Annotated in this window: 16 protein-coding genes; 1 reads left to right on the top strand and 15 read right to left on the bottom strand. The window is 55.6% G+C overall.

The features are described 5' to 3' along the window. Nucleotides 1-100 precede the first annotated feature (100 nt). The 14 genes from Q1K07_RS02555 to fliD form a co-directional block, all read right to left on the bottom strand. The gene (locus Q1K07_RS02555) at nt 101-1,159 is read right to left on the bottom strand and encodes a chemotaxis response regulator protein-glutamate methylesterase (RefSeq protein ID WP_300307340.1); all 1,059 of its coding nucleotides are present in this window, start codon (nt 1,157-1,159) and stop codon (nt 101-103) included. 100 nt (nt 1,160-1,259) lie between these two features. Next, nucleotides 1,260-2,210, bottom strand: a complete 951-nt coding sequence (locus Q1K07_RS02550; protein WP_300307337.1) for a CheR family methyltransferase — start codon at nt 2,208-2,210, stop codon at nt 1,260-1,262. A 2-nt stretch (nt 2,211-2,212) separates the two neighbouring features. Then, on the bottom strand, nt 2,213-3,916 hold the full coding sequence (locus Q1K07_RS02545; RefSeq protein ID WP_300307334.1) for a methyl-accepting chemotaxis protein: 1,704 nt from the start codon (nt 3,914-3,916) through the stop codon (nt 2,213-2,215). 98 nt (nt 3,917-4,014) lie between these two features. Beyond that, nucleotides 4,015-4,518 (bottom strand): chemotaxis protein CheW, encoded by a 504-nt coding sequence (locus tag Q1K07_RS02540; RefSeq protein ID WP_300307331.1) that lies wholly within the window; start codon nt 4,516-4,518, stop codon nt 4,015-4,017. Then, on the bottom strand, nt 4,515-6,602 hold the full coding sequence (gene cheA, locus Q1K07_RS02535) for a chemotaxis protein CheA (protein WP_300307328.1): 2,088 nt from the start codon (nt 6,600-6,602) through the stop codon (nt 4,515-4,517). The genes Q1K07_RS02540 and cheA overlap by 4 nt, the downstream gene beginning before the upstream one ends. 12 nt (nt 6,603-6,614) lie before the next feature. Further along, on the bottom strand, nt 6,615-7,544 hold the full coding sequence (gene motB, locus Q1K07_RS02530) for a flagellar motor protein MotB (protein WP_300307325.1): 930 nt from the start codon (nt 7,542-7,544) through the stop codon (nt 6,615-6,617). After that, nucleotides 7,541-8,413, bottom strand: coding sequence for a flagellar motor stator protein MotA (motA, locus tag Q1K07_RS02525; RefSeq protein WP_300307322.1), 873 nt, complete (start codon nt 8,411-8,413; stop codon nt 7,541-7,543). The genes motB and motA overlap by 4 nt, the downstream gene beginning before the upstream one ends. 113 nt (nt 8,414-8,526) lie before the next feature. After that, nucleotides 8,527-9,075, bottom strand: coding sequence for a flagellar transcriptional regulator FlhC (gene flhC, locus Q1K07_RS02520; RefSeq protein ID WP_300307319.1), 549 nt, complete (start codon nt 9,073-9,075; stop codon nt 8,527-8,529). An 11-nt stretch (nt 9,076-9,086) separates the two neighbouring features. Further along, nucleotides 9,087-9,404, bottom strand: coding sequence for a flagellar transcriptional regulator FlhD (locus Q1K07_RS02515; RefSeq protein ID WP_300307316.1), 318 nt, complete (start codon nt 9,402-9,404; stop codon nt 9,087-9,089). 345 nt (nt 9,405-9,749) lie between these two features. After that, nucleotides 9,750-10,106, bottom strand: a complete 357-nt coding sequence (locus Q1K07_RS02510; protein WP_300307313.1) for an EscU/YscU/HrcU family type III secretion system export apparatus switch protein — start codon at nt 10,104-10,106, stop codon at nt 9,750-9,752. Beyond that, nucleotides 10,093-11,106 carry a flagellar hook-length control protein FliK gene (locus Q1K07_RS02505; protein WP_300307310.1) on the bottom strand — a complete coding sequence of 338 codons (1,014 nt, stop codon included), beginning with the start codon at nt 11,104-11,106 and terminating at the stop codon, nt 10,093-10,095. Before Q1K07_RS02505 ends, Q1K07_RS02510 begins: the two co-directional genes overlap by 14 nt. After that, the gene (fliT, locus tag Q1K07_RS02500) at nt 11,103-11,459 is read right to left on the bottom strand and encodes a flagellar protein FliT (RefSeq protein WP_300307307.1); all 357 of its coding nucleotides are present in this window, start codon (nt 11,457-11,459) and stop codon (nt 11,103-11,105) included. The genes Q1K07_RS02505 and fliT overlap by 4 nt, the downstream gene beginning before the upstream one ends. 28 nt (nt 11,460-11,487) lie before the next feature. Then, nucleotides 11,488-11,904, bottom strand: a complete 417-nt coding sequence (gene fliS / locus Q1K07_RS02495) for a flagellar export chaperone FliS (protein ID WP_300307823.1) — start codon at nt 11,902-11,904, stop codon at nt 11,488-11,490. Nucleotides 11,905-11,958: 54 nt separating this feature from the next. After that, on the bottom strand, nt 11,959-13,338 hold the full coding sequence (gene fliD / locus Q1K07_RS02490) for a flagellar filament capping protein FliD (RefSeq protein ID WP_300307304.1): 1,380 nt from the start codon (nt 13,336-13,338) through the stop codon (nt 11,959-11,961). 346 nt (nt 13,339-13,684) lie between these two features. On the opposite strand from fliD, the gene Q1K07_RS02485 reads away from it, so the two are divergent. Continuing rightward, nucleotides 13,685-14,782 carry a FliC/FljB family flagellin gene (locus tag Q1K07_RS02485; RefSeq protein WP_300307301.1) on the top strand — a complete coding sequence of 366 codons (1,098 nt, stop codon included), beginning with the start codon at nt 13,685-13,687 and terminating at the stop codon, nt 14,780-14,782. Nucleotides 14,783-14,885: 103 nt separating this feature from the next. Here Q1K07_RS02485 and Q1K07_RS02480 read toward each other — a convergent pair whose 3' ends face one another. Next, entirely contained in the window at nt 14,886-15,647 is a 762-nt protein-coding gene (locus tag Q1K07_RS02480; protein ID WP_300307298.1) for a fimbrial protein, read from the bottom strand. Nucleotides 15,648-15,828 lie beyond the last annotated feature (181 nt).

The following is a 15,828-nucleotide window of genomic DNA, read 5'->3' as shown; positions in this document are numbered from 1 at the left end:
CTGGAGCGCCAGGTGTGGTTTGAGAGTGCTGTGTTCGAAAGTGCTAAGTTTGAGAGCGCTATACCCGGAGCTGCACCTGGAAGCGCTACACCTGGAAGCGCTACACCCGCTGGGCCCGTCCCGACGCCGCGACCAGCGCAATCAAGCGTGATGCAATGTCATCCAGTGCGGTCACTTCCGTGGCTGCGTTCAAGGCAATGGCTTCGCGGGGCATGCCGAATACCACGCAACTCTGTTCGTCCTGTGCCAATGTCGGTGCACCGGCCTGACGCATTTCGAGTAGTCCGGCTGCGCCGTCCTTGCCCATTCCGGTGAGCAGTGCGGCTACGGCGTTGCGTCCGGCGCAACGTGCAGCTGAACGAAACAACACATCGACCGAGGGCCGATGACGGTTGACCGGGGGACCATCGTGCAGGCGAGTGATGTAGTTGGCCCCGCTTCTGGCCAGCTCGAGGTGATGATCACCCGGTGCGATATAGGCATGGCCGGGCAGCACCCGCTCGCCGTTCTCGGCTTCCTTGACGGTGATTCGACACAAGCGGTTGAGTCGCTCGGCAAAGGAGCGAGTGAAGCCGCCGGGCATATGCTGGGTGATCAGAATGGCCGGGCTGTTGGCGGGTAGTGGCTCCAGCACTTGACGAATGGCCTCGGTACCACCGGTGGAAGCGCCGATGATGATCAGCTTTTCGCTGGATACCATGGGGGCGGCAAGAGCCGTGACCGGAGTATTGGACGGGGGACGCTGGCGGGGCCGTGAACGTGCGGCAGCGCGAATCCGACCGGTGATCTCTTCGGCATAATCGAGCATGCCGTTGCGGATCCCCATCGACGGCTTGGCGATGAAATCCACTGCCCCCAGCTCCAAGGCACGCAAGGTAACCTCGGAACCGGCCTGGGTCAGTGATGACACCATCAACACTGGCATCGGACGTAGTCGCATCAGGCGCTCGAGAAAGTCGAGTCCATCCATCCGCGGCATTTCGACATCCAACGTCAGTACATCCGGGTTGTGCTGCTTGATCAGGTCGCGGGCGATGAGAGGATCTGGCGCTACCGCCACGACCTCCATGTCGGGCTCGGCATCGATGATCTCCTGAAGCAGGTTACGGATCAGCGCCGAGTCATCGACACACAGCACCTTTATTTTCGGCGTGCTCAAACGACTCTCCTGGAAAACCGGTAGCAAGTGCAGGTTGTGTACGCAAACTGCGGCCGTACACAACCTGATGGCAGTGTTATCGACGTGGTTACGGTAGGCTTTAGGAGCCTTTGAGCCTTTCAGATGTTTTTTTGACTTCTGTCGTCAATCCATGGACTTTTCCCTTGTTTCCTGTCGGAAGCCCATAGACGGTCTGACCACAGCGCACCAAGGCGGTGCTCTGTGCTGCAATATGCTCTGAATGGCCGAGGAACAGCAGCCCATCGGGCTTGAGCAGGGGAATAAAGCGCCCGAGGATGCGCTGCTGGGTAGCTTCGTCGAAATAGATCAGTACGTTACGACAGAAAATGGCATCGAAAGGACCTGTCAGATCCCACTGGGAAGACAGCAGGTTGAGCGAGGAAAAACTCAAGTGATTGGCCAGGCCTGGATTGACCCTGACCATGCCTTGGCGACTGCCCTTGCCGCGCAGAAAGTAACGATGGACCAGATCATCATCCAGTTGTGCAAGGCGCTCCGATGGGTAGATACCGGCGCGAGCCTTGGTCAGCGCCTCGGTATCGATATCCGTTGCGATGACTTCGAAGCGTTGCTGCGTCAGGCTGTTCGACCCCAGGGCATCGTTGAGGGTCATGGCAATGGAGTAGGGCTCTTCTCCAGTGGATGAGGCCGCACACCAGACGCGCACCTTCCCAGAGCATTGCCGGGCATGCTTCGCCAGTAATGGAAAGTGGTGTGATTCGCGAAAGAAGGCTGTCAGGTTAGTGGTCAGAGCATTGATGAAAATCTCCCATTCACTGTTGTCTGGATGCCCGTCAAGGAGCCTCAGATAATCTCCGAAATGTCGGAGACCAAGATCTCGCAGGCGCTTGGCAAGACGTCCATAGACCATTTCCTGCTTGTGTTCGGCAAGTACGATGCCTGCGCGCTGATAAATCATCGCGCGTATGCGATTGAAATCATCTTCTGTCAGAATCAGATCCCTTCCCAGCGATGCCTTGGCATCGCTGGGAAGACTGTTCTGGGGCAAGTGCGGGAGGGTGGCGTGCATATTCAAAATGCCTCCCATTCCTCAGGCTCGCGTTGTACGGAAGTCGCGGATGAAGAAGGAATCGGTGAAGGTGATGGAGAATGCTGTGGTGATGTCATCGGAGCATGAGACGAGGTGGCCGTACCCGCCAGACGGAAGTGCCCCATGGCGGTTGTCAGGCGGCGGGCTTCGGCTTCAAGTTGAGTGGAAGCGGTCGCGGATTGTTGTACCAGCTGAGCATTTTGCTGGGTGACCTGCTCCATCTGGGTCACGGCTTCGTTGATCTGCTGAATGCCATGACTTTGCTCGACGGAAGCTGATGCGATCTCATCCATGATGTCGCTGACATTCGCCACGGCGCCAACCAGTTCCTTCATTACCGACCCGGCATCATCGACACGTAATGTGCCTGCCTCGACTTGCTTCAGTGAGGCATCAATGAGTTCACGTATCTCGCTGGCGGCATCGGAGGAACGGCTGGCCAGCTTGCGGACTTCCTCTGCCACTACAGCGAAACCACGTCCATGCTCGCCGGCACGGGCAGCTTCCACGGAAGCATTGAGGGCGAGAATATTGGTCTGGAAAGCGATGGCATCAATGGTACTGATGATGTCGGCAACATGATGGGATCCGGTTCGGATATCCTGCATCGTCTTGACGACATCGCTGACAACTTCTCCGCCACGGCTGGCTGCACTGCTGGCCTCGCGTGCCAGTTGGCTGGCCTGGCGGGCGTTATCGGCGTTCTGACTGACGGTCGATGACAGCTCTTCCATACTCGAAGCGGTTTCCTCGAGCGAGGCCGCCTGCTGTTCTGTACGTGCCGATAGATCACCGTTGCCAGCGGCAATATGCTGGGATCCCTGATAGATCAAGTCACCGCTATTGCGCACCCCGCCGACCATGCTGACCAGGCCACTCTGCATCTTGCTCAGCGAAGCGTAGAGGCGGCCAATGCAGATGGGAATGAGCGCATTCTTTTCGTGCTCGGGAATCTCGCGAGACAGATCGCCTTGCTCAACAGCTCCGAAGTAGGTGATCAGGCCAGTGAGTGGCCGGGCGACGTTGACTGTCGTGTCCCATAGCATGCCAATGATGGTGATGATGGCGATGCTCAGCACGGCGACGATGCACCACTGCATCAATTCCGTTTGGGCAAGAAAGTCCTGGTATAGCTGGGTGCCCTGTTCTGTGGCAGTGTGAAAGAAGTTCAGGCAGGCCTGCTCAAAGTCGTCGGCCTTCTTTTGAACGTCAGCAGCATTGAGGGTGAAGGTTCCGACACTGTCATTGGCCAGTCTTTGGCGCTGTGGCAACAAGCCATCATTGAGCAGGGTATCGTAGGTCTGGCGAATATTGCTGAGCAATTCGGTCTGGTCTGGCTGTGTCGGCAGCTTAAAGAAATCGTCGATGAGCTGGTTGAACTCGTCGATCTTCTTGTCCAGGTTGCTGATGTCCTGCTTAAGCTCCTCAGGTTTGTTGCTCCAGTCGTCGGCCAGCAGTCTTGCTCGAATATTACGCATACCAACCTGGATGACCAATTGCGTCGATATTGCGCGGTTCAGCATGGTGCGCTGATCGACATTGACTTCGTTCAACTCGCGAATGGATGATTCACTGATGGCGGCGGTATAAAGCCCAAGGCCACTGAGAATGGCGACCAATGTGGCAAATAGGCAAAGTACCAATGACCAACGCAGTTTTATGCTCATGCTACGGAAAATATTCACGGATCTGCCCTTTTCAAGTACCCGTTGGGAAGTTCATGGGTTGAGAGTGAACATGTATTGAAAGTGAAAGAATGTGGTGCAATGGCATTGTTGTTTCCTTAATGGCCATCGCTGACTTGCTCCACCAGTGCCATTTCCTCACTGGTCAACAGGCGCTCGATGTCGACCAGCACCAGCATGCGGTCGCCTACGCTGCCAAGCCCGCTCAGATAGTCTGCCGACAGGGTGGCGCCAAACTCGGGAGCCGGCTTAATCTGCTCGGGAAGTAACGCCATCACGTCGGAGACGCTATCCACCACGATACCGATCACGCGCTGGCCGACATTGACGACGATGACCACTGTCTGGCTGTTGTATTCGGCATTCTCGAGTGCAAAGCGCAGGCGCAAATCGACAATGGGAACGATCACTCCGCGCAGATTGGTCACTCCTTTGATGAAAGCTGGAGCGTTGGCGATGCGAGTGACATTCTCGTAGCCACGAATCTCCTGCACCTTGAGGATGTCGATGGCGTACTCTTCGTCGCCAAGGGAGAAGATCAGGAACTGACTCTGGTTGAGGTCTGTGGCGGCTGGGCCACTGCTCTGGCTTAAGTCGGTCATGGCGTCATGTCCTCCGCTGTGGTGGTGAGAATTTCAGAGGTGGATTCAGTAGTGGGATGGCCCGATGAAGAGAGTTGCTGTGCGCCGTCTGTCAGGACTGAGCATGCATCGCGTCTCTTGCGTTGGTGCAGGCGATGCAGATCGGCAATGTCGAGAATCAGTGCCACACTGCCATCACCGAGAATGGTGGCGGCAGAGATGCCCGGTACGCGGCGGTAGTTGGTCTCGAGGTTCTTGACCACGACTTGTTGCTGACCGACCAGATCATCGACCAGCAGCGCATAGCGGCGTCCTTCTCCCTGTACGATGACGGCAATGCTTTCGGTGGGCTGATGGCAGGCATTGGCCACATCCAGGGTTTCATGCAGGGCGACGACGGGCAGGTATTCTTCGCGTACCCTGAGCACCAGGTCGTCACCGGCCATGGTGTAGAGATCTTGATGCGTCGGCTGCAGAGACTCGATGACTGTCGATAGCGGAAGAATGAACATTTCTGCCCCGACCTTGACCGACATGCCATCGAGGATGGCGAGCGTCAGCGGCAACACGATTCGAGTGGTCGTACCCTGTCCGGGGCGCGAGAGAATCTCGACATGGCCTCCCATGGCCTGGATGTTGCGCTTGACCACATCCATGCCCACTCCGCGCCCTGAGACGTCGCTGATTTCTGCTGCGGTGGAGAACCCCGGGGCAAAGATCAACTGCCAGACTTCCTCGTCACTCATGGCGTCCGAGACGTTCAGCCCATTTTCATTGGCTTTGGCGAGAATACGTTCTCGATTCAGCCCGGCGCCGTCATCTATTACCTCGATAAGAATGTTGCCACCCTGGTGCTGGGCCGACAGCGTCAGGCGTCCCGTAGTGGGTTTGCCAGCGGCTACCCGTGTATCGGGGAGCTCGATACCGTGATCGAGACTGTTGCGTACCAGGTGGGTAAGGGGGTCAATGATGCGTTCGGTCAGGCTCTTGTCGAGCTCGGTGGACTCTCCTTCGGTGACCAGTTCGATCTGTTTGCCGAGCTTGCCGGCCAAGTCGCGAACCAAGCGAGGGAAGCGGCTGAAGACATAGTCCATGGGCACCATGCGAATGGACATCACGGCTTCCTGCAAGTCTCGTGCATTGCGCTGGAGTAGGCTCATTCCACTGAGTAGCGCGGCATGCTCGCTGCCCTGCAATTCGCTGACGGTCTGGTCAAGCATCGACTGTGTGATGATGAGCTCACCGACCAGATTGATGATCTGATCGACCTTGTCGACCGCAACTCGAATGGAGCCATTTTCCTGGGTGGACTTTGCTTTTGCAGGCCGGACGGGAGGAGGGCTGGCCTTCTTTGCTGAAAGCGTGTCAGTAGCGGGCGCCTTGCCTGCGATTGAAGCCTTGTCAACGGATGGTGGGGTAGTGCTGGCCACGGGCGCGATACTGACCTGCTCCGGTTCGACAATGAAGCACATCACTGCCTCGATGGCATCGGCACCCTCTGTCGTGGCCAATATCACTCGGCATTGGCCTGCATCACTGTGTTGCTCAACAATGTCTCCCAACTGCCCCAGCTCTTCTATCAGCAGACTCCTATCCTGTTCGCTGACGTTCTTCAGCGTGACCATCAGGGATTGCATGGCCTGTGAGGCTTGTGAGGAAGGTTGGGTGGCGGCACTACCTTCGGGTACCGAAGTGCCGGAGGTTTTCTGGCCGTCGCCAATTTCCTGGTCTGCGATGCTGTTCAGGACATGACAGGCTTGCTCGAAGGCCGCTTGATCAGGGGTGGTGCCATTGCGATAAGCGGCCAACTGGTCACTAAGTTCGTCCTTGGTGGCAAGAAAGGCATCAATGATTTCCCCCCGCAGGTTCAGTTCGCCACGTCGGGCGTGATCGAGCAGATTCTCGAAAATGTGGGTGGTGCGCTGAAGTGCTTCAAAGCCGAAAGTGCCGGCACCCCCCTTGATTGAATGAGCAGCGCGGAAGATGGCATTGAGCTGCTCGATGTCCGGCACGGCAGGGTCAAGGGCCAGAAGGTGCCCTTCCATGTCTGCCAGCAGTTCTTCGGCTTCCTCGAAAAAGGTATCGCTGAAATCTTGGATATCCATATCGGTGTGGGCTCAAGGAGTGTTCGTGGGACGGGAAGGCGGCGTAACCGGGCCAGCAAGCATGTGGTCCTTGGCCTGGTTCTGCTGTGATGCAGGCAGATCCAGAGTGCCTGGGTGGCGGATCGATTCCGCTATACTCGGGAACAGTACGACCAGTTCGATACGCCGATTGATGGGGTTGTCTGCTGTGGTGCCTGGCATCGCGACCTGATCGGCCAGTCCTGCCACTCGCAACAGTTTGTCGGTATCAAGGCCATGGGCCACCAGTTCCCGTCGTGATGCATTGGCTCGTGCAGCCGAGAGTTCCCAGTTGCTGTAGCCCATGCGCCCATTCAAGTAGGCCAGGCTGTCGGTGTGACCACTGATGCTGATGGCATTGGGTTGGTCATTGAGCAGAGGCGCCATGGCCTGCAGCAGTTCGCGCAGATAGGGGGCAACATCATCGCTACCAAGCTCGAACATGGGACGCTTGGCATTGTCGAGCAATTGAATGCGCAACCCTTCCTGGGTGATATCGAAGCGCAGCTGATTGCGTAGATCCTTCAAGTCAGGATGCTTCAGCAGCGCCTGTTCAATTCGCCGCTGCAGTTCACGAAAGGCCCGTCTCTGTTGCTCGCTTGGCCGATGCTGCATGCGAGGATTGAGGCGAGATTTCTCTCCCTCGATGGACGTCGGGTCGGGGCCTCCTCCGGGAATGACCTGGGAGCTGATCGCCTGGCTGTCACCATTGGAAAGTGCAGTGATCAAGGGTGTACTGAAGTAGTCAGCAATGGCCTCACGGGTCTCGGGGCTGGATGATGAAAGGATCCACATCACCAGAAACAGCGCCATCAGAGCGGTCATGAAATCGGCCAGGGCAATCTTCCAGCTACCGCCATGATGCGCGTGCACGACCTTCTTGCGACGGATGATGACGGGGCGAGACTTGTCTGGTGCACTCATGAGCCCCCCCCTTGGGACTTGGCGTCACGAACATGGCTTTCCAGCTCGCTGAAACTGGGGCGCTCGCTGCTATGCAGAGCCTTGCGACCAAACTCCACTGCCAATTGAGGTGGATAGCCGTGCAGGCTGGTCAGCAGGGTGACACGCAGGCATTGCAAGACTTTCAAGGCTTCATTGGTCTGACGTTCGATACGTGAAGCCAGTGGACTGATGAAGCCGTAACCCAGCAGAATGCCAAGGAAAGTACCAACCAGAGCATGAGCAATCATTTCTCCCATTTCGCTTGGATCGGCTGTTGCTGAGCTGAGTGCCTTCACTACGCCCATGACAGCGGCGACGATGCCAAAGGCAGGCATAGCGTCTGCCACTTTATTGATGGCATCGGCGGGCATGTGGGCTTCCTGCTCGAACATCTCGATTTCGTGCAGCATCAGTTCATCGACCTCCATTGGGTCCATGTTTCCTGTCACCATCAGGCGCAGATAGTCAGTGAGGAAATTCATGATCATGGGATCGGCAAGCACCTTGGGATAATCACTGAACAAGGTGCTGGAAGAAGGGTCGTCGATGTCACGTTCAATGCTGAGCATGCCGTCCTTGCGGGCTTTTGACAGCAAGCGGTATTGAAGAGCCATCAGCTCCATGTACATGTCTTTGTTGTAGCGATTGGAGCGACGCAAACGGGAGAAGATGCGGAAGGTGGACTTGAGCGCCTTGCCATGATTGGAAGCAACGAAAGCACCTAGGCCAGCGCCACCGATCATCAGAAGTTCCAGCGGCTGGAAGAGGGGGCCCAGGCTGCCACCCGAAAGTACATAACCGCCGAATACCGACGCTAGAACGATCACAAATCCAATGGGTATCAGCACGTCCGGGATCCTTTACAGGCCATGAAGAAGATGTGCTGAAGTTATCGACCGTAAACGCAGAAACTTGAGGAAATGGTCATAGAGAAAAGTGGACAAGAAAATGAAGCGGGCCCTCAGGCCCGCTTGGCTTCGGCTTCTCTACGTTGTCGGGTCTTTCCTGCCCGTGATGGTGGCTGACAGATGCCACATACATAGTCATGATCCGGCGTGTGAGCATGGGCAACAAAGCGACCCTGACAGCGAGTACAGCTGGAGAGTTGCAGCAAGTCGTTCTCGAAGAAGCGAATCAGGGTCCATGCCCGCGTAAGTCCCAGTACGGGCTCTGCTTCTTCATCCCCCGTGGCGACTTGTTCAGCATAGAGCCGGTAACCTTTGACAAAGGCTTCCATTCGCACGCAACCCTGTATTCTCAGGCGCTGATAGTAGGCATAGAACAGCGATGAATGAATATTGGGTAGCCAGGTGATGAACCAGTCGGTGGAGAATGGTAGCATGCCCTTGGGAGGGGATTTGCCCCGCACCTCCTTGAACAGGCGGATCAATCGGGCGCGGCTCAGGCCTGTCTCGGTTTCCAGTACCTGGAGTCGGGCACCCAGCACGATCAGGTCGATGGCCAATTGAACCTGGCGCATCTCATCGACAAGACTCTTGGTGGATACCATGCTCGGAGTTCCTAAGATATTGGAGTGGCGCCAGGGTTTGCCATCAGTAGTGATGAGTGAATATGACTGAGCCCTTGCTCCCGAGGATTGTCGGTGATCTGGCGGAGCTGTTCTGCAGAACCGACTCCCAGATGACATAACAGCTGCGTGGTACGGGATAGCCGAGTGAGCTGACGAGCATTCAGGTTGGCCAACAGGCTGGCTTGCTGTGGATCGATATTCAAGCGAAGCATGGCGGTGTCTCGATCTTCTGCCAAAAGCCGCTGAGCGAGAAGAAGATAAGCGAGGTTCAGTTCCTGAATCTCGTTGATTAGTGTGGTAGAACTCATCTTTGCTTGCCTCAATACCTGAATTGACTTGAGTAATGAACGCCGGTCTATAACCGAGTCTTGGACAAGGCAAAGGCAAGGTGTATACAGATGAGATTTTTAATACATTTCATGCCGTATGCTTGTCGTAGAGCTAGTGTCTATTAATGAATAATACGCACAAGTCGCGACATAAAATATTATGATCAAAGTCACCATTGTCCAATCGTTATGGTAAATATCCATGACGAAAATCATTAAATGTATAATACGAATAAAGAGGTATTTTTCTGAAATTTAATTACTTATTTAGTTGTTCTTTTCATGTGGTTTTATCTAGTGTCTGTGTGTTTTTATTTGTAAATATTACGTGTTTTTTGTTTGTTTATTGTTGTCTTGAAAGCCTGAGGCAGCGCTGTCCAGCTCCATAACCCATATCAGTATTTCAGCGATGACATGATAAAGATGAGGAGGAATCTGTTCATCCAGATCCAGCTGCATTAAAAGCCCCATCAGTTCCGGTTCATCATGAACGTAAATATCATGAAGCCTGGCTTCGGCAATGATGCGATCAGCCAGTTCTCCATAACCCTTGGCAAGTACTCTCGGCGCATCGTCTTTGTCGGGGGCATAACCCAGTGCCAGGGCTTGACGAGGCGGTGGTGAAAGATGTTGCTGGGGTGAAGACCGAGATTCGTTGGGAGGACTGTCAGGGTATGTCATGGCAGGGTTCCCCGTCTTCCGCTGGCGATGAAAGTGCCACCTGAACATGTTCAAGACCATGTGCACGCAAGCGTGCCTCGAGTGCAGCCTTGTGCTGCTCCAAATATGGCCTGCGTGCTTCGTCAAAGTTGGTCAATGTGATATCCAGACGAGATTTCGTCATGTACAGGTGGGCGCTGATGCAACCTAGCGTATTCAGGTCGAGGTGTAATTGGGTATCCCAGTCATTCTCCTGTTCGGCATCGTCTTCCGAGGTAGCAGGGTGAGTGTCATGATCCAGGCACGGCCATGTTGCTGGCTGCATCAACAGGGTCATGAACATGCCTGGCCAGGCTTCCCCTTCCCAGCGCAGTTGAGGCGTCACCAGCATTTCCAGCTGATGGCGCATGAGGGCTTCCAGGGCATTTGTGGTTGGCGAGGGAAGTTGGTTGTGCGGTTCCCGGGCGAGTTGCGTGATATCCATGTCGCCCTTGAACCAGCGCGCCAGGTGCGCTTCATAGAACAGACCACTGTCACGCACGCTGCCGTTCAGTCGTCCAGATAGTTCATGCACGATATTGGCATGTTCGTCACTGAAGAGAGAATTGGTGCCAGATGCCTGGGCCGTGGAAAGGCGCATGGGCATGGTATCCAACAGCGGCCGAGGTGGCACAAGCCGCGAAGGCACTGCAGGAAACCGTTGCAGCAATTCGGCAATGCGCCACGCGGACTTGCTTAGGTGGGATACCGTCGATGCATTGGCGGGTTCCCCAGACCGAGACAATGATGCGGCAGCGGCCGGTCGGGACAGGTTACCTGTCGTTTGTTTTGTTGCGAGGGCTTCAGTGTTGGTGCTGGAGGGTTCGCCTTGCAAGCGTGAGTCGCTGTGTGCCGGACGTGTGAAGCGACTGGGGTCGACAGGTGTCACCGGCGCATGCGGGTCCCGTGACACCGGCACATCCACCCGTTTGCCGAGCACCTGATGTAGCAGCGTATCGATGAGAGGGGTCAGACCGCTCACGATGTTTTCTGCCGGAATCGGTTGCCAGCATTGATGATTCTGCCGCCAGCATAAGTGCGATTGAGGTCCTGCTTGCAGCGTGAAACCTGGATCAGGTGTCCCAGCGCATCACGGTGCTCAATGAGTTGTTGGCGCAGCGCCTGGTCATTGGCAAGGATGGCCTCGATCAATTCCCGCAGGCGCTTCTGAGAGGTTTGATCGAGTTGGCCCGGGTTCACAGCAGGGAGACTTGCTGTCTTCTCCATATAGTCTGTTTCCAGGGCAATCAGCTCTTCCCATGAGGCATTGCGGGAAAGTTCCAGCATGCGACAGGTCATTTCAAGCAGCATTTCGTAGCGGTTGACGAGTGGCATGAAGTTTCCTGCGGGGCAATGTTTGGCTTCAGGAGGCATGGGGATCTCTGTCAGGTGAAATCTCACGCCAGGCTGAGGCGATGGTTTCGAGCAAGTGTTCGGCATCATCGAGAGCGGCAGTATCGTTGTGAAGATTGGCCTCGATCAGGCGACGTGCAATGTATTCGTAAAGCGTATCGAGCTGGTGGGCGATATCTGCTCCGCGTTCATGATCGAGCGCTGCTCGTAGTCCGCTGTTGACGATATCCAGCGCCTTGGCAATGGCTTCTCCCTTGGCCGTCGTATGGCCTTCCTTGAGGTGCAGGCGAGCCGTTCGTATCGACATCAGAACGCCGTCGAACAACATGACGATCAGTTGATGAGGGCTGGCTGACATTGTGCTGGTTTCGATGCCGATACGGGCATAGGTATATGCTCCCCGTCCGTGCCCGGGGGAGCTGGTCATCATGGCCATCTGGAGGTTCCTGTCAGTTGGGTCATGGTAGATAGGCGGTTTGGTTTATTGACCTGTCTGGGCATTGAGAGCATCAAACTGCTGCGTCAGATAATTGCTGGTCTGGTTCATGCTGGCGATCATGCTGTCGAGCTGGCTGAACTGCTTGCGGTAGCGTTCTATGGTGTCGTTGATGGTCTGCTCGGTGCGCATATATTGCGCATTGACTGTCTTGAGGCGTGTTTCGAGGCCAGTGGTGGCGTTTTCCAGCAGACCATCGTCATCCAGGATGTTGTCGAGAGTGGTGGCGAGTTGATCGGCATATCCGGACTTGGCGGTTTCTTCGGTGCTGCCTCCACTGAAGAAGGTCACCAGGTCTTCGCGCTGATGAGTAATGGCATCATCCAGGCGTTTGTCATCGAGTTCGAGAGTACCGTCAAGCTGCAAGGTAATGCCCATATCGCTGAGAGACCCCATACCTTCGGTATCAGGAGTGAAGGCAAGTGCGCCACGTAGGCGTTCATCGATGCTGCGCAATGTTGCATCGCCCAATAGCTCGCCAGCTGCACCGCTATCCGAGTTGAAGCTGGTCAGCTCGCCGATAGTGCCTTGCAGATCGTTGTAGCTATCAACGAAGGACGTGATGGCATCACGCAAGGCAAAGTTGTCGTTTTCTACGGTGACGGTACTGTCACCGGTGTCACTGAGTGTCAGAGTGACACCTTCGATGGCGCCTTGGACCTTGTTCGAGGTGCTGCTGATGGCAATGCCATTGACCGTCATTTCTGCGTTCTGAGCGCTGACGGTCTCTTCCATGTTGCCCAGGTCAAACGTGCTTTCCAGGGTGGTATCGCTACCCGATGCGGTATATGACAGATCCGATATGGTGGCCTCGGTACCTGTTTCCTTGCTTGTCAGCACCAGGCGGTAGGGGGCATCGGGGTCGCCATTATTGACGATAGTGGCGCGTACACCAGCGTCGGACGCATTGATGGCATCACGAATGCCTTCCAGTGAGCTATCTTCCTGGCTGATGTCGATATCGAGGCTTTCACCTCCCACCGTCAGCGACAGCGTTCCACCGCCCAGTTCGGCATCGCGTTTGTCGAAACCTGCCGAAGCGAGGCTTTGGGCTCGAGCCAGTTGGCTCACACTGATGTTATAGCGTCCAGCTTGAGCACTGATACTGTCACTGGCGGTGATGCCTTCTCCTTCGACATTGCTCGACAGGCTGCTGAAAAGATCCGGATCCTTGAGCTTGTTCACCGCATCCTGAAAGGTGGTCAGGGCGCTGTCGAGTTTGCCATAGGCCGAAATCTTTGCTTCGTAGCTTGCCTGTCTGGCCTTGATGGGATCCAGCTGCTTTCGTTCGGCGGCCTCGAGCTGGTCGAGCAACCCATTGAGATCCAGGCCAGAGCCGATACCAAGACTAGAGATAGAGGGCATACCGTAATTCCTTTTCAGGTGGGCATAGTCTGCCAGCGTCAGGAAGAGCCAGTGGCTCGAACAACGGCCGTTGACAGGGATATATCTGTCTTATCGGCGCCATGCTTCTGGGCTTGAGGGAAGCAGGACATGATGCGGAGAAAGCGAAGAACAAAAGGGAAAGAAGGGCAGAAAGAAAGCAAGGCGGAGAGATGCCTTCGTTGGTGAACAAGGAAAATTTTTTGCATGGAGACTAAAGGTTCTGATTCAGGCTCCGATAACAGGGGTAACGGCCAATGGCGCCGTTGTGGGAGGCCCAAGGCCTGCCAATGGAGCCTTAACTTTTATCCCTGGAAAGGAAGACACCATGTCCGTCATCAATACCAACATCACTTCCATGATTGGTCAGCAGAACCTGAGCCGTTCGCAGAACTCGCTGACGACTGCCATGGAGCGCTTGTCCTCCGGCCTGCGTATCAACAGCGCCAAGGACGACGCTGCCGGACAGGCTATCGCCAACCGCATGAGTTCCCAGATCACGGGTCTGAACCAGGCTCAGCGCAATGCCAATGACGGCATCTCCGTGGCACAGACGGCTGAAGGCGCTCTGAATCAGGTCAACGATAACCTGCAGCGTATTCGCGAGCTGACGGTACAGGCCCAGAACGGCACCAACTCTGCCAAGGACCTGAACTCCATTCAGAAGGAAATCGGTCAGCGCCTCAACGAAATCGACCGTATCTCCGAGGAAACCAGCTTCAACGGCGTCAAGGTGCTGGCCAAGGACCAGGATCTGTCCATTCAGGTCGGCTCCAACGATGGCGAGCAGATCACTCTCAACCTGAAGGAAATCAATGCCGAGACCCTGGGCCTGGATACCTTCAACGTCAACTCTTATCAGGGCGCCCTGAGCGCTGCGGCAGATGGTGATGTCAAGGATTCCACCGGTGTGGATATTGCTGCTGCCAACATCACCGTTACTGATAGTGAAGGTGCCATCTCCGATGCCACCCTGCAGAAGGACGAGGCTGGCAATTTCTTTGTGCAGGGCACTAACGCTGATGGTGCCACGGTGGCCTTTGCCGTGGACGAGAATGACTTCGCCATTACTGACAGCGCCGACGGCACAGCATCAGGCAGCATGACCGTCAACTTCAGCTCCAAGGATACTGAGCTGACAGAGGCCAAGACAGCCGATCCGCTGAAGACTCTGGATACTGCCCTGAACTCCGTCGACACCCTGCGTTCAGATCTGGGTGCCATCCAGAACCGCTTCGAGTCCGCCATCACCAACCTGAGCACCACGGAAACCAATCTGTCTGCTGCACGTTCACGTATCGAAGATGCTGACTATGCCGTAGAAGTGGCCAACATGACCCGTGCGCAGATCCTGCAGCAGGCGGGCACTTCTGTGCTTGCCCAGGCTAACCAGGTGCCTCAGGGCGTTCTCTCCCTGCTGCGCTGATGCTTCCTTGATCCTTGATATTACCCCTTTTGGTACTGTTTTCCTTGGTACTACCTATCGGGCTGGCGTATGCCGGCCCGATTTTTTTCCGATACGTCCTGTATCAGGGAATGGTTACCGTGATGGTCACTGTCGCGTTATAAGGCCCCGGAGTCACCTGGCTTTCCTGTCCGGGAACCAGGGTGGGGTAGAACTGTAATCTTGTCTGGGTACCGCCATTCTGGAGTGGGCGAATCACGCCATTTTCCATCCCTAGACCCAGCAGGTTGCCGGAGGTGTCCGTCATGGCCACGCCGATACCAGGTTTGCTGGTGGCGATATAGGGGCCGTTGGCATCGGGAGCGCCTGTTGCTGTAGCAAAGAACTCAAGTCCCGAGGTGTCGCCATCTGTTCCGCCGGTGCAATCCACTGAGAGGTCGAGCTGTCGCGGTATATAACCGATGCCAGGAGGTGCACCAACGTTGAGTTGATTGATCGGTGTACTTCCCAAATCCACGGTAAAGCTATCTCCGGCACGGAAGGAACAGCTTAGTGTCGTCCTGACCGTAACATCGGCGCCTATCCTGATAAAAGGATGATCAAGGTCCGGGTTACCGGTGGCGTTGGCGAACTGCCAGTAAACGTTGGCCAGTTCCCCTGAAAAATGAGACTCCCCAAGAAAACTCCGATCGACACGAAGCTCAAGCTGCCCTTGGGTACCCGAGGCCACATTAGTGACAGTGTTGTTGGTGGTGGAGCAATTGGTAGGCCCAGTATTCTGCACCTGGAAGAAGGGAGTGGTTAGATTGCCGTGGCCAAAGACAAAAACAGATAATCGCGCTGAAAGATGATCGTTTAACTTGATCCAACCATCAGAGTCAGGCATGGCCAGTTCGACAGTAAAGAGCGAAAGCTCTCTGATATCGCTTGGGCAATGGCAAGTCGCGCTTCCCAGCCGGCGTTCGGAGAAGCGGAGTGAAGTGATATCCCCAGGCTGACCAGAGCCATCAATCTGCTCCGTCGTTTGCAAAAGAATCGAGCCAGAGCCAGAGCACTGCCATTCGGGT

This window comes from Halomonas sp., from assembly GCF_029263665.1.
Taxonomy (GTDB): domain Bacteria; phylum Pseudomonadota; class Gammaproteobacteria; order Pseudomonadales; family Halomonadaceae; genus Halomonas.
This window is presented reverse-complemented; position numbering and strand designations above follow the sequence as displayed.